15 protein-coding genes are annotated in these 12,789 nt (G+C 46.7%); 6 read left to right on the plus strand and 9 right to left on the minus strand.

Annotated features, from left to right (window positions below):
- Positions 1 to 139: 139 nt before the first annotated feature.
- The 5 genes from ACJJIB_RS07845 to ACJJIB_RS07865 form a co-directional block, all read right to left on the minus strand.
- Positions 140 to 1,213, minus strand: coding sequence for an MJ1255/VC2487 family glycosyltransferase (locus ACJJIB_RS07845; RefSeq protein ID WP_444888458.1), 1,074 nt, complete (start codon positions 1,211 to 1,213; stop codon positions 140 to 142).
- Positions 1,210 to 1,716 (minus strand): phosphatase PAP2 family protein, encoded by a 507-nt coding sequence (locus tag ACJJIB_RS07850; protein ID WP_444888459.1) that lies wholly within the window; start codon positions 1,714 to 1,716, stop codon positions 1,210 to 1,212. The genes ACJJIB_RS07845 and ACJJIB_RS07850 overlap by 4 nt, the downstream gene beginning before the upstream one ends.
- A 254-nt stretch (positions 1,717 to 1,970) precedes the next feature.
- Positions 1,971 to 3,038 carry a saccharopine dehydrogenase family protein gene (locus tag ACJJIB_RS07855; protein WP_444888460.1) on the minus strand — a complete coding sequence of 356 codons (1,068 nt, stop codon included), beginning with the start codon at positions 3,036 to 3,038 and terminating at the stop codon, positions 1,971 to 1,973.
- A gap of 161 nt (positions 3,039 to 3,199) precedes the next feature.
- Positions 3,200 to 3,448: a DUF1653 domain-containing protein gene (locus ACJJIB_RS07860; protein WP_444888461.1), complete on the minus strand. Its 249-nt coding sequence runs from the start codon at positions 3,446 to 3,448 to the stop codon at positions 3,200 to 3,202.
- Between the two features lie 14 nt (positions 3,449 to 3,462).
- Entirely contained in the window at positions 3,463 to 3,783 is a 321-nt protein-coding gene (locus ACJJIB_RS07865; protein ID WP_444888462.1) for a DUF3301 domain-containing protein, read from the minus strand.
- Between the two features lie 54 nt (positions 3,784 to 3,837).
- Here ACJJIB_RS07865 and ACJJIB_RS07870 point away from each other — a divergent pair, with 54 nt between their 5' ends.
- The 3 genes from ACJJIB_RS07870 to tmpT all read left to right on the plus strand — a co-directional run bounded on the left by ACJJIB_RS07870 (position 3,838) and on the right by tmpT (position 6,264).
- Positions 3,838 to 4,533 carry an SDR family oxidoreductase gene (locus ACJJIB_RS07870; RefSeq protein WP_444888463.1) on the plus strand — a complete coding sequence of 232 codons (696 nt, stop codon included), beginning with the start codon at positions 3,838 to 3,840 and terminating at the stop codon, positions 4,531 to 4,533.
- 290 nt (positions 4,534 to 4,823) lie between these two features.
- Entirely contained in the window at positions 4,824 to 5,351 is a 528-nt protein-coding gene (locus ACJJIB_RS07875) for a DUF1097 domain-containing protein (protein WP_444888464.1), read from the plus strand.
- Positions 5,352 to 5,625: 274 nt separating this feature from the next.
- Positions 5,626 to 6,264 (plus strand): thiopurine S-methyltransferase, encoded by a 639-nt coding sequence (tmpT, locus tag ACJJIB_RS07880; protein WP_444888465.1) that lies wholly within the window; start codon positions 5,626 to 5,628, stop codon positions 6,262 to 6,264.
- Positions 6,265 to 6,295: 31 nt separating this feature from the next.
- Here the strand turns inward: tmpT and ACJJIB_RS07885 are convergent, their stop codons facing one another.
- Both ACJJIB_RS07885 and ACJJIB_RS07890 read right to left on the minus strand, forming a co-directional pair.
- Positions 6,296 to 6,574 (minus strand): GIY-YIG nuclease family protein, encoded by a 279-nt coding sequence (locus tag ACJJIB_RS07885; RefSeq protein ID WP_444885578.1) that lies wholly within the window; start codon positions 6,572 to 6,574, stop codon positions 6,296 to 6,298.
- Positions 6,575 to 6,634: 60 nt separating this feature from the next.
- Positions 6,635 to 7,723 (minus strand): PA0069 family radical SAM protein, encoded by a 1,089-nt coding sequence (locus ACJJIB_RS07890; protein WP_444888466.1) that lies wholly within the window; start codon positions 7,721 to 7,723, stop codon positions 6,635 to 6,637.
- Between the two features lie 128 nt (positions 7,724 to 7,851).
- Here ACJJIB_RS07890 and ACJJIB_RS07895 point away from each other — a divergent pair, with 128 nt between their 5' ends.
- Entirely contained in the window at positions 7,852 to 9,000 is a 1,149-nt protein-coding gene (locus tag ACJJIB_RS07895) for an epoxide hydrolase family protein (RefSeq protein WP_444888467.1), read from the plus strand.
- A 258-nt stretch (positions 9,001 to 9,258) separates the two neighbouring features.
- On the opposite strand, the gene ACJJIB_RS07900 is transcribed toward ACJJIB_RS07895, so the two are convergent.
- Together ACJJIB_RS07900 and ACJJIB_RS07905 are read right to left on the minus strand one after the other, a co-directional pair.
- Positions 9,259 to 9,720: a hypothetical protein gene (locus tag ACJJIB_RS07900; RefSeq protein WP_252085205.1), complete on the minus strand. Its 462-nt coding sequence runs from the start codon at positions 9,718 to 9,720 to the stop codon at positions 9,259 to 9,261.
- Between the two features lie 46 nt (positions 9,721 to 9,766).
- Positions 9,767 to 10,237: a DUF6841 family protein gene (locus ACJJIB_RS07905; RefSeq protein ID WP_444888468.1), complete on the minus strand. Its 471-nt coding sequence runs from the start codon at positions 10,235 to 10,237 to the stop codon at positions 9,767 to 9,769.
- 134 nt (positions 10,238 to 10,371) lie between these two features.
- Here ACJJIB_RS07905 and ACJJIB_RS07910 point away from each other — a divergent pair, with 134 nt between their 5' ends.
- Together ACJJIB_RS07910 and ACJJIB_RS07915 are read left to right on the plus strand one after the other, a co-directional pair.
- Complete coding sequence (locus ACJJIB_RS07910; protein ID WP_444888469.1) at positions 10,372 to 10,971, plus strand: LysE family translocator; 600 nt, start codon at positions 10,372 to 10,374, stop codon at positions 10,969 to 10,971.
- A gap of 215 nt (positions 10,972 to 11,186) precedes the next feature.
- Positions 11,187 to 12,485, plus strand: coding sequence for a condensation domain-containing protein (locus ACJJIB_RS07915; protein WP_444888470.1), 1,299 nt, complete (start codon positions 11,187 to 11,189; stop codon positions 12,483 to 12,485).
- Positions 12,486 to 12,789 lie beyond the last annotated feature (304 nt).

A 12,789-nucleotide genomic window follows, 5' to 3' on the forward strand; every position in this document is an offset into this window, starting at 1 on the left:
GGCAGATAAGTAAACGCTGAGGCTCAAAATTGGGCAATGACTTTTTGTGTGAATGCGCTTGGCGATATGGTGGTAGAAGGCCGTGGGCCATAGACTGGCAGTGGTCTTTACAATTGTGCATATCGCAAAAAAAGAAGGACTAGTCAGTAGCGTTCTGGTAAGTGGGTGCAGACCCTTCGGTGGGACGGGGGGTCACTTGTCGCCATAAGCTGCGGGCAAGATCTGCGGGGTCTCGCTTGCAGCCCTGTGCTATCCAGGCAGCAATAGCTTGTGCGACATCTGGCCATTGGATACGTACAGATTTTGGCCTCTCCTGCAACCAGGTGTGAATACTATTGGCATCTATGGAGCGTACGATCTTCGCCAGCTTTAGTTGTTCTAGTGCTTGGGCATTGGCTTCCTGTTCAAATTGATAGGCCAATGGTCGGCTTAGGATGGGTTTGCCTTGAGCCAGGGTCTCTGCCAGTAATTCAAAACCACTGTTACAGATTACTGCACGGGCATTGACCAAGTCCTGTTGGAATCCTAGTGTGGACGGCGACTTTATCTGGATATTGTTTGCCGTGGGCAGATTTTCTGGCACACCGTAAACAATAAATTGCCGTTCTACTTTGGCCAGTTCCTCCAGCATGGGTATTGGGTGTTCAAAGGGCAAGTAGACCAGAATGTAATCTTCTGTGTCACTCTCGGGTTTGGGTTGAGGGGGGACTATGGGCGGTAATATGGGGTTGCCAAAGTGATGCCAGTGCAAACCCAGGCTTTTTTTTGTGGGAGCAAAGATACGTAAAACGGTATGAAAAGGCCAGTTATACCTGGGCATGGGAATCGAGTGTAAAAAAGCGTATTGGTGACCGATACCCACACTTGGCTTTTTGTGCATTTTCGCCGCCCAGGCGGTGACAGGTTCATAGTCACTGATGATTAGGTCGTATTCGCTGACTGGCAGTTTGCGGACATCCTGGATTAATTGGCGCAATTTAGCCTGGGCAACCGTGGCCAAGCTTCTGAGGCGCCCCTCACTGTGGACAATGGTCATTCCCTCCCGCCACCAATAGTCGCCAAACAATTCCATGCCAAACAGGTTTTCCTTGGGTCTACCTGAAAACAGCCATTGGATTTCAAGTTCTGGGTATTGTTGCAATGCCTTTGCCAATGTGCGCGAACGGGCAATATGTCCATTGCCGGTGGCCTGAACGCCATAGAGTATTTTCATAAAAGGACGGCGCCAGTGGCTAATGCGACACATGAACCCAGAAGGGCACCGGCGAAAATATCAGAAGGGAAATGTACTCCCAAGCCTACACGGGCGGCGCCTACCCCGGTCGCCCAGATATAACCTAGTCCCCACATTGGGCTGACTTGTTGAGTCATAAATGTAATAAAAAGAAAGGCTGCAGAGGTATGTCCCGAGGGCAGGCTGAAACGGTCATGGGCGATAATAATCGGGCGCATACCGGGGATAGCCTGAGGTGGACGCCTGCGGCGGGTCGTATTTTTGATTGTCCAATAGAGAGAGCGCTCTACCGCCAAGCCAGAGCATGCGGCAATAAAAAGCTGAGTGGCGGCGTTGGAAATAATATAACTGAGGAGTACGGCGACGGTGAGCCAGCCATCTCCAGATTTGGATAGCCAAAGGTACCGTCTGCGTGAAGTGGGACGTGACGCCCGTTCCGTGAGATACAGAACCAGGGACACATCAATACTCTTCAAATTCATGGATAAGTCTCGCATGCCGCAAACTTAAAAATTGATTATTGCACGGAGTTGACCAAATGATGTCGTAATAGTGAAATCTCAAAATAGATGTTATTTACGCCTATATACCGCTTTAAAAAGCTTGGCAGAAAATTGATCCAGGATAGGTGAACAAGGCGCTAAGAAAGGAATGGCTGGAAAGAGAGTCGGAGCAGCTTTCCGCGGCTCCATGATTTGCCCGTTAGAAAAAAGCAGAAAGGTTTTGAGAATAGTGGCTAGGCCGATTTGATTTCGATCGTTCCAGAGCCGTGTAGATTCTCCACCAGCTTATGGCCGCAGAGTTTTGATGGCGTGAAATAGCCCCCTTCGCCCTGATAGTCGAGGAGATATTGCATGATTGCCAGGGAACCAGAGACGGTAACATCGTAGCCGTTGGCGGTGGTGAGTCGGCCAACTTTACGCTCACCGCGACGGTCATTGCGCACTTCTCCCCAAACCCAGGTTTTCTGGCCGGCACGACGCTCTTCACTGGGGCCTCGAACAGACTTGCTCACTTTTGCTTTCAGCCAGTTTTGTAGCCACTGGGTACGAAGCAGCCAACGAAATCCATTCAGGCGCTTTAGCTTCTTTGCCCTTGCAGGGCTCATGGGGATGTAGGCCTCAATGTTTTGAATACCGGTTGAGTGGAAGGCAGTGGAGATATCGCCCCAGGGAATTGCGACAGCAAACTTTTCACCTCGGCCAAAATCGATGCTGCGGGTAAGCTGCCCATGGCCAATGGTTTCGATTTTGCCATTGCGCCGAATGGCGCCTCCCATACCGAGGCTTTCGATAGAGGTCTTGGCTGTACCGGGGCTTAAACTCGACTCCGAGTCGAAGCCAAGCGCCAGGTGCGTGGCTGACGGCAGAGCCTTGTGTAATGCGGCAGCGAGGCAATCAGTAGGAATGACATCGAATCCCGCACCAGGGCAAAGTACGACTCCCTTGGCTTTGGCTTCATCATCAAGACGGTGTGCGGTCTCATAAACGGAAATTTCACCAGTGATATCCTGGTAGTGGGTACGAGTGTTGAGGCAGGCCCTCATCATGGATTCAGCGGTAGCAGAAAATGGACCGGCGCAGTGGATAACCAGATAAACGTCCCGTAAGCTGCGTTCTAAGACTTCCGTATTATCCAAGTCGATGGCCATGGCCGGGAGATTAAGGGCTTCTGCCAGAGGCTGTAATTTTTGAGCATTGCGACCAGCTAGAATGGGGCGATAACCCAGCGCTACAGCTTGGCGGGCAATCAGCTCACCAGTGTAACCATAGGCGCCATAGATCATAATATTCTTGTTGTTCACCGGTTTTCCTTGTGGGTTCGAGAGCGGGTTGTCCGAGAGGATCAAGCTTGTTTGTCAGGCGCCAAATTTTATCGATTAATATCGGCTTCTGTCTGACACGAGAGGTTATCCCTCTGGCATTAAATGGCGCAAGACAGGGATTGGAGACTGATTGGATTTATTTATTCTGGCGCTTTTTTTACGTGGGTGTTATCCATCATTTCGAAGGCTTTTTCGAGTTTAAAGCGGGGAAATGTTTTTCCATCCTCTGAGACTGTGTCGCTAAACATAGCGTAAGGCCTAGCCGAGGCAATATAGTTTCCGTAGAGAGCGCGATAGATCACCAGGAGCTCTTCTGTTTCGCTATGGATGGCAGTGTGCAGGACTTCGTAAAGATTTCCTTTGTAGTGGCGATAAAGGCCGGGTTTCATCAACAAATACCAAGTTAACTCAAATGGTGTGGAGACAGCTGTAGCTGCTCAATACGGCGGCCGTGGAGAATTGCTACACCGGAATAGCGATGTTCTCCAGTGGAAGTAAATTCAAACTCATAACTGCGTTGCAGGCTGATCTGGCCTCGACGGTCACGCTTTAAGCGGGTGCGTACCAGCACGACCGTATCGTCGAGAAGTTGCACTCCCAGTTGTTTGCAGTGATTGGCCGCAGCGCGCCTGACATGTTCTTTTGCTGCCATATTGGCCCAGATATACCAAGCCACGGTAGCTAATAGTAATAACCAAAGTAGATTGTCGGGTGAGTAGTACATTGTTCTACAGTTGCTATGATCGCGATCCGCAAGAATAACACTGAAGGAGAGGCGATGTCTGGCACCATAATGATCACCGGCTGTAATAGAGGCATAGGTCTGGAGTTGACTGCCCAGTTTGCCAAGGATGGATGGCGTGTATTCGCCTGTTGTAGAGATCTGAAAAAGGCCGATGAACTCAACGCCTTACAGGCTAAATACCCACTGATAGAGCCCATCCAGTTGGATGTAACCGACTATGAGCAAATGATTGCTCTCGGTAAGGCCTTGAAAGGCGAGCCTATCGATATCTTGCTCAATAATGCGGGATATTACGGCCCGAAAGGCACTGGTTTTGGCAAAGTGGACCGGGAAGAATGGCGCCGCGTATTGGAGTCCAACACTATTGCACCATACATGATGGCGGAAACTTTTTGCGATAACGTGACGGCCAGTGACTACAAGCTGATAGCCATGATGAGTAGCAAGGTGGGCAGTATCGCCGATAACCGCTCTGGCGGTGGTTATATTTATCGAAGCTCCAAAACAGCACTCAACCAGATCGTTAAAAGCTTGTCGATTGATCTCCATGATCGCGGAATCACAGTCATGGCATTGCACCCGGGCTGGGTAAAAACTGCGATGGGGGGGCCCGGTGCCCTGATTTCAACGGCACAAAGTGTGGCGGCCCTGAAGAAGCTGCTTACGCAAGCGGGTCAGGGTAAGAGTGGGCGATTTTATAATTACGATGGCAGTGAAATCCCCTGGTAATCCCCATATTCCCCCAATTGACCTCTGTTGATCACCTACTAAGAAAACGCCCTTTGGGTAGGTAGAACCACTCCCTGAATTTGCCGCATGTTTGTACCGATTGCAAGATTGGGCAAGGATGCGGAAGAAGTCTGCTACCCGCAAATTCAAAAGACGCGAGAAAATACACTCAATGGAGGGATGACTATAGCTCCTCCACTTATTGTTATCAGTAGTCAGCGTGGCGTAGAAAGCATTTAGGCAAGGAATTGCCAGTCATTAATGCGTGCAGCGGAGATTGAGAGAAAGTAATGAATAGCGTAACTGAAAGTCTCGAACATAGTAACGGGCAATCTCAGGAACGTCTTTTTACTGGGTTGCGGATTTTTCTGAGTGCCTCTTTGGCGATTGTGGCAGCCCAGCTTGTTGGTGTGCCCAGCTGGGTGGCGGCCCTGGGTGCTGTTACCTATTTTGCCAGAGGCGGCAGTTTGCGTTCCGGTGGCTATAACCTGGCCTGTGCAGTTACAGGACTTGGGCTAGGATTGGTCGCAATTGTGGGAACTGCAGGGTGGCAACTGGAACAACCATGGTTAGCTTTACCTATGGCCTTATTATTATCGGCCATTGGGGCCTGGGCAATGGGTTTGGTTACTGGGGTTGGCAATATTATTAGTTATGGGATTGGTATCTTGATCGCTTTCACAGCTCAGCAACCGATCTCTTTAGATGGCTATTTCCTGCTTATTACTGCTGCTGTACTTGGCGCGATAGTCGCGGGGTTGGTTGATTTTATCTGGCCGGGAAAACTCTTTATCTCTGGATCGACGAAAAGCAAATAACTTTTGGCTGTTGAAGAAAGAGAGAGTATTCCGGTTTCCCATTACATCTGTGAAAGAATTGACCTGAGGTATCGGTAATGTTGAAGAGCATCGTATTTACAGGGGCCTTTGTTTTTTTAACTGCACTGGCTTTCACTGAGCCCGAGGCTTCCGGTCCTGAAGCAGAGTCTGAACTGGAATACCTTTTATATTAGGTTTAGTGAGTGTGAAGGATCTCTGAATTATCCGTCAAAGTTATCAGAAATAACTGTTAGAAAGCACATGGGGGTGCAACATGGAAGCGACATATTGGCATGAGAAGTGGAAGAAAAATAATATAGCTTTCCACGAAGCCTCTGGAAATTCCTTACTGTCGGAGTTCTTTTCACAGCTTTCTCTCTCTAAAGGCGATAGGGTATTTGTTCCACTATGTGGCAAAACCCGTGATATCGCCTGGTTGCTCTCTGGAGGTTATCGAGTCGTCGGTGCCGAGCTGAGTGAAATGGCGGTAGAGCAACTATTTCAAGAGATGGATATAACCCCAGAAGTCGAGCAAATTGCCAACCTTAAGCGCTATAAGGCCAGTAATATTGATATTTATGTAGGGGATATTTTCGACCTGGATAAGGAAATACTACAGGAAGTTGATGGTATCTATGATCGTGCCGCCTTGGTGGCGTTGCCACAAGACATTCGCCCAGGGTATGCCCAGCACCTGATGGCGATGACAAAAGTGGCCCCTCAATTACTGATATCTTTTGAGTATGAGCAGTCTGAGTTAGCGGGTCCCCCCTTCTCCATCAGCTCTCAGGAGATTTTTGAGCGTTACAATGCGGATTACCACCTGAAGATGCTGGCCTCCAGGGATGTGCCAGGTGGCTTAAAAGGGCTGGTACCAGCGAGGGAAGTGGCTTGGCTGCTTACCAGGCGCTAGTCGCTTAGGGCTCACGAGGGCACAATGATGGTTAGCTGGGTAAATCAGGCAAAGCCATTGTGCCGGCAATAAGCGCTTCTTTTTTATGCTTGGGCCACCTCTTGATGGCGATTTCCAATTTCAGTGCAGAAGATTTATCCTGAGTTTTTACCTGATATTCAAGTGTGAGAGGCCCTTTACCGCGAAGGGCCTTGGCCGCTTTGGCCCCGCCACCACAGTGCTCGGCAAAGCGTCGTTGAATATCTTTAGTTATCCCCGTATAGAGGGTACCGCTGGAAGTGCGGATTAAATACAAAAACCAGGCATCCATTAAAATCTTGTCCGCAAGGGATTTTTCTCAGTTTCTTGTAGGTTAAAACGCATAGCTCAGTTAAAAAAGAGACTGCTGCTCGCCGGCTAGGGGTGGTGCATTAAATTGGCTGCTATCCAGGGATAGGCGCCGGTGATTTAACCCCAATTTCCTAATGGCGACAATAAACCGCTGCCGCAGTAACTGAGCGAAAACCCCTGTACCGGTTCTGCGTTGGGAAAAGTCACTTTGATAGTCCCGCCCACCGCGGCTCTGTTGTATCAGACTCATTACATGGTCGGCCCTTTGTGGGTAATGTAGTGATAGCCACTCACGGAAAAGTGGCGCCACCTCATGGGGTAGCCGCAGGAGGATATAGGCCGCCCTCTCGGCACCTGAATCCCGCCCGGCCTTCAAAATAGCTTCCAGCTCACAGTCATTAAGTGCGGGGATCATTGGAGCTGCAAGTACGGCCGTGGGTATCCCAGCCTTGCTCAATTGTTCGATAGTACGCAGGCGGGCAGAAGGCCCCGCTGTGCGAGGTTCCAATTTCCTTTTTAAATCCCTCTCCAGAGTAGTCACACTAATTGCCACCTGAGCAAGGTTGTCCTGTGCCATCTCAGCCAAGATGGGAAGATCCCGTAAAATCAGCTGGCTCTTGGTGACAATGGTGACCGGTTGTCGAAACTGCTGCATTACTGTAAGCAATGCCTGGGTTATGCCTTTCTCTTTCTCTAGAGGCTGATATGGGTCTGTATTCGCGCCTAGTGCTATGGGACTACAGGTGTAGCTTGGTTTGCGCAGCGTCTGCTCCAACAATACGGGCGCGTTAGCCTTAAAAAAGATCTTGCTTTCGAAGTCGAGCCCTGGGGAAAGATCCATATAGGCATGAGCTGGTCTCGCGTAGCAATAGACACAACCATGCTCACAGCCACGGTAAGGATTGATAGACTGAGTAAAGGGGATGTCGGGCGATTGATTGGTGGCGATAATCGACTTGGCCTTCTCTTCAATGGCGGTAGTCAGTAGTCGCTCCAGAGGCTCAGCCTCGGTTTGCCAACCATCGCTTTCCCGTGTACTGATGTGCTCGGCAAAACGACCATTGATATTACTGGCGGCTCCGCGCCCTTTATGTAAGGGCTGAGGATTGTTTGATTCTATCTTTTTCATCGGAACTAGGGTGCTGTATGTTTGTACAGTTTACGGTTTTGGTTCAGTACAAAGCAATGGCCAATCAATCTTTGTAATTGTCTATCCGCGGCTACTTAGTCAGCTCACTCAGGAGATGGAATCTACGAATGGCTCAGGTCCAACCTTTCAGGATTGATATACAAGAATCTCAGCTGGCTGATATGCACCGAAGGATACGGGAGGCACGTTGGCCTGAGGCAGAAACCGTAGATGGATGGGCGCAGGGAATCCCTTTGAATTATCTTAAGGATTTCTGTGATTATTGGCTAAATGACTATGACTGGTATGCCACTCAGCAGAGGCTGAATCAATATGACCAGTTCATAACAACCATTCACGACCTGGAAATTCATCTAATTCATGTCAAAAGCAGTCATAGAAGCGCCACGCCAATCGTAATAACCCATGGTTGGCCCAGTTCTTTTGTGGAATTTCTCAAAGTGATAGGGCCCCTGACTGAGCCGACTCAATATGGGGGGAGTGCTGAGGAGGCTTTCCATGTGGTATGCCCATCGCTCCCTGGTTTCGCTTTTTCGGGTAAGCCTGTAACGACGGGGTGGGGTATCCCAAGAATTGCCGCTGCCTGGGATACCCTAATGCATCGCCTGGGGTATCAATCGTACTTGGCTCAAGGGGGAGATTGGGGCCGGTCGGTGACCACTGAAATTGGCATACAGAATCTGGGCGCGTGCAGGGCTATTCATATCAATAATCCCAAGGAAGAGCCAACCGCTGAAGCCTTGCATTGGCCCAGTGAGGAAGAGAAAGAGGCTCTGGCCGGAATACGATTCTTCAATTGTTGGGATTCCGGTTTTGCCAAGGAACAGAGCACCCGCCCTCAAACACTGGGGTATAGTCTTGCGGATTCTCCCATAGGACAGGCTGCCTGGATATTAGAGAAGTTTCATTTATGGAGCAATTGCCAGGGAACTTTGGAGAGTATTTTTACCAGGAATGAATTACTAGACAATATCATGCTTTATTGGCTGACAAATACAGCGGCCTCTTCTGCGCGACTATTTTGGGAAAGCTTCGATGCCCCCTATGGCCCCGATCAGGAAAAGGTAGTGCAATTGCCTACTGGAGTCAGTATTTATCCTGGGGAGATGGTAAGAATACCCCGTTCTTGGGCTGAGGGGCGTTATAAGAACATTTGTTATTGGAATCATTTGAAACGGGGAGGGCACTTTTCGGCTTTTGAACAGCCCGAATTATATGTCGAGGAAATAAGGGCATGGAAGAGAAGCTTGCAGTAGAAGCTGGTAACTTCTCCCCATTAAGATAGCCCTCACCCTTCAAGGCGAGAGCCGGCCCCCCATAAAGTTCTCATCCATTGATAAGAGCCTCAGTGTTACGCAGACAGAAACTGGCATCACTTGGTCATATCAAAAATTGGTAGAGTTTCTCTACTAACTGGCTACAGATTATTTCCTCAGTTTCCAATACGAAAGGGTTTTATTGAGCTTAATGAATCTAATTGCCGAGATATCAATTATTCTGGGGCCAATTTGGGATTACGAGACACTTTCGGTCTCGGGGTTATACTTAGGTGGCATGGTTAGTCCGGGTCGCTCATCATCCCAAATCATATTGACTATTTTCCATGAATGCCCATCGTGATAAAGCTGAATGCTGTTTATCCCCCGCTTGATAAACTGGGTTTTATCACTATCTCTCCAGGCTTCGTAACTACTGAATGCGTGAGCGATATTGCCGAAAGACTCAATAATATTGTGAATTTCTACCTCATAAAAAGCGGCATCTCCAACCACCCTCTGAAAATTTTCAGGGTAATCCTGGATATCCATGACCAGCGCCTGGGGATTACCTTCACCATCTAAAGAGGTTCGAATGACTTTAGCGTAAGGTGTGAATAGCGATAATTGTTTTTTCCAGTCGCGCTTGAATCCTTCTGGGCCAGAAATTACTTGATACAATTCTGTAAGAAGCACTCTGATTTCACTATGAGATCTCATTTCTAACTCCCTCTAGGTTTTTTAGGGGCTACTACTGTTTTATTGTTTAACTTTTACCTGTAAAACATTTTGTATTATTTTCTGGCTCGGAAGGGAGCCAGGATAAGATTTTCCACCCTTCTTCAGTATTGGCCAATGTATAAGTACTGCATTGATAATCCAGAACCTGTTTTTCTGAGGTGTAGCGTTTAAGCAGTATTGTTGTAACTGACATATTCTCATTCTGAAAGAAAGACTTAAACTCAAGGATCTCAGAATTTTTATAACCTCGCTTGGCTAGACCATCACGTATTTTAGATAGTACTTCTTCTACTTGTGCTGAATCTTGTGGGGTTAAAATGTGTGGGCCAAAGATAAAGTGAGGTGATTCTGTGAAGAAGTGAGATGCGGAGCTTTTTATATTGTTCGAAGAAAATTCATTAATGAAGTCTGTGATATGTTCTTCGACTGTGGGCTCTGCGAGTGATTGAAAGCTGGTACACATGAGCAAGGTTGCTAGGAGAATAATTCTTTTCAACTTGATTTCCTTTAGTTAAATTGGGGTAACTCTCTTAGGGTTCGCCATTCTCAGTAACGCTTATTTATCGTGATTGCGTCCCAATAACAATCATTCTTTTAAGATGATAAATTAAATAATATTCGAGTGTAAATATGTCCTTGTTCTTAGCGATGTTTGGGTTTTCGCTCACTATGTCGATCACGCCAGGGCCTGTAAATATGGTAATCGTCTCATCTGGAGTGCAGTATGGTTTTGCTCGTACCATTCCATTTGTATCTGGGGCGACAATAGGATTTACCTTGCTGCTTGCCATGATCGGCTTTGGACTTTACCAGGTACTGGAGCGTTATCCACAGGTGTTGCAGTATCTTGCTATCGCTGGATCACTCTATGTCATCTATCTGGGGTACAAGATTGCCAGCGGGCCCACGGAAGAGATAGCTGTTTCTGAACGTACCCTGCCACGCTTCCATGAGGGGTTTCTTCTGCAATGGTTAAATCCAAAGGCATGGATTGCCTGTGTATCTGGTGTTGCCTTGTTTTCAAGCCCTCAGAGTAACAGTTTATTTTATTTTGTGGGGATTTATTTTTTTGTCTGTTATTTGTCATTAACCGCCTGGGCTCTTATGGGGGATAGAATCAGGCTGGTGTTAGGGACTGAAGTGAGAATTAAAATATTTAATAGAGTGATGGGGGCATTGTTAGCAACTTCCGCAATCTATCTGCTATACAGTCAATTTCTTGAAAAATAGCGCCTTACAGCTAAGGTGCTTGGCTTGACTGGTGAGCCGGATCTCTTGCGACCATATCGTTACATATATTCATTGATTGTAGTTTCTAACCCTGTGAGATTGATGTTCGCAATGACATAGGGAAGCCGGGAGGGAATATTGATTTATGATTAAGCCTTATATTATTTCTTTTCTATACTAATTGGCAGTAACCTCCCTTTAGGGGCGAGTCTGCTATGGAAAAAACAAAACCTTTTCGTAAGCTTGGGGCTCAGGAGGCTCTCTTTGTAGAGTTGACCGAGAGGTCTAAGGGTGCAGTACAACTGGTTGTCTTCTTCAGAGCATGCAAGTCTATAGGTGTTGAAGAGTTAATGGAGGGGATGGAATACCTACATAATCGTCATCTAATGCTCCGTTCTCGTGTGGAAAAAAAATCTTATGCTCAATGGTTCTGTGATGTAGGATTCCGAGATATTCCTACTGAGATTAAGAGCGATACATCTTCTTTTGATTATCAAGCAGAGTTTAACCGATTGGGAAATGAAATTCTTGAGTTAGATAAATATAGTTATCGTTTGACGATTTACACCGATAAGCATGGATGTGTCATGTGGGTTGCTCTTGTTGTAAGTCATGCTGCCATTGATGGACGTTCAGCATTAATTTTGATTCGTGATTTGGATAGGTTCTTGAGGGGGCAGCAAAAAAACCAGTTTTCCGCCTCCATAATGGATAAATCTATGGTGGAATATATTAGCTCAAGGCAGAGGCTTAAAAAGCCACAATTATCTGGTTACAACAATAATTGTAAAACCGTAAAATGGCCGGTTGAAAAGGCTGAACATGCTTCCTCTCGGAGTGGGTGCTCTATTTATCGGCTTCTCCCTAAAAAGCTGTACGATCATTTTTGTTTGCTTGCAAAACAGGAGAATGTTCAAACGACTTCAATCTATAGTGCTATTGCTGTCCTCGCTGCAAGATCGTTACCAAGCTTCCATCCCATGACAGAATTAATGTTACCTATTAATGCCCAATACTTGTGTAAATCTCAAATAGAACAAGATGTTGTAGGAGAGTGTACGACTACGATAACTTTATCCTTATCCGCAAAAGATACCAGCCTCGATTTGTTGAGTCTTGCACGGCTAATACAAAAAAAAGTTCGTTTATGTTTAAGGCGTAATAGTTTTTTTGAGCCTCCTTTGAAGCTCGATTATAGGCTCGTGGAGATAGAAGATCTGGCTGAGTATTATGCTTCTAAAAAAAACTATTTCCCGTCAGGTCTTTGTGTTTCTAATGTGGGGGATGTGTTTGGGTATACGGGTTTATTGGAATTCTTTGATTTTGGTTTGGTTATGACTGTTCAAACTCATGGGGCGCACCCAATAATGCTGGTGACTTACGCTCTAGGTGGGGAAGGTGTTTTTGTTTTTGGTTATTGTGAGCCACTTATCAGTAAGGAGAGTGCGCTTAAATATGTGAAAACTTACATGGAGTTAATTGCCGATATTTCCAATGGTTATGCTGTTGAATAAAGCTGCTTTAAAAGTATAGCAGTTCTTCCTAAGTTTATAGTTAATAGATACATTCCTGAATCCCCCAGTTTTTTACTCTCATTTGAGTTGTTTCCAGAGTATAAGGTTTCTCAAGTTTGCGGTGATTGCCGACAGTAGAGGTTAGATAGGCTATTGATTGTAGATGAATAAATTTAAGGGTTTACAGGTATATTGACTGCACCTTGGATATCGGTCTCTTTTTGTTTAAAGAATTTTAAATGAAAATACGTTTGGGCGTGTCGATATTAAGTAATCTATTTATTTTTCTATACTAATTAAATAG

Source organism: Microbulbifer mixtoriginis (SeqCode), from assembly GCF_052467705.1.

Excerpts from the sequence above, each read along its gene's own strand:
- ACJJIB_RS07895 (WP_444888467.1), top strand. The coding sequence starts at position 7,852 with ATGGCTCAGGTCCAACCTTTCAGGATTGATATACAAGAATCTCAGCTG.
- ACJJIB_RS07865 (WP_444888462.1), bottom strand. The coding sequence starts at position 3,783 with ATGTACTACTCACCCGACAATCTACTTTGGTTATTACTATTAGCTACC.
- ACJJIB_RS07915 (WP_444888470.1), top strand. The coding sequence starts at position 11,187 with ATGGAAAAAACAAAACCTTTTCGTAAGCTTGGGGCTCAGGAGGCTCTC.
- ACJJIB_RS07910 (WP_444888469.1), top strand. The coding sequence starts at position 10,372 with ATGTCCTTGTTCTTAGCGATGTTTGGGTTTTCGCTCACTATGTCGATC.
- tmpT (WP_444888465.1), top strand. The coding sequence starts at position 5,626 with ATGGAAGCGACATATTGGCATGAGAAGTGGAAGAAAAATAATATAGCT.
- ACJJIB_RS07900 (WP_252085205.1), bottom strand. The coding sequence starts at position 9,720 with ATGAGATCTCATAGTGAAATCAGAGTGCTTCTTACAGAATTGTATCAA.
- ACJJIB_RS07860 (WP_444888461.1), bottom strand. The coding sequence starts at position 3,448 with ATGAAACCCGGCCTTTATCGCCACTACAAAGGAAATCTTTACGAAGTC.
- ACJJIB_RS07875 (WP_444888464.1), top strand. The coding sequence starts at position 4,824 with ATGAATAGCGTAACTGAAAGTCTCGAACATAGTAACGGGCAATCTCAG.
- ACJJIB_RS07890 (WP_444888466.1), bottom strand. The coding sequence starts at position 7,723 with ATGAAAAAGATAGAATCAAACAATCCTCAGCCCTTACATAAAGGGCGC.
- ACJJIB_RS07885 (WP_444885578.1), bottom strand. The coding sequence starts at position 6,574 with ATGGATGCCTGGTTTTTGTATTTAATCCGCACTTCCAGCGGTACCCTC.
- ACJJIB_RS07850 (WP_444888459.1), bottom strand. The coding sequence starts at position 1,716 with ATGAATTTGAAGAGTATTGATGTGTCCCTGGTTCTGTATCTCACGGAA.
- ACJJIB_RS07845 (WP_444888458.1), bottom strand. The coding sequence starts at position 1,213 with ATGAAAATACTCTATGGCGTTCAGGCCACCGGCAATGGACATATTGCC.
- ACJJIB_RS07870 (WP_444888463.1), top strand. The coding sequence starts at position 3,838 with ATGTCTGGCACCATAATGATCACCGGCTGTAATAGAGGCATAGGTCTG.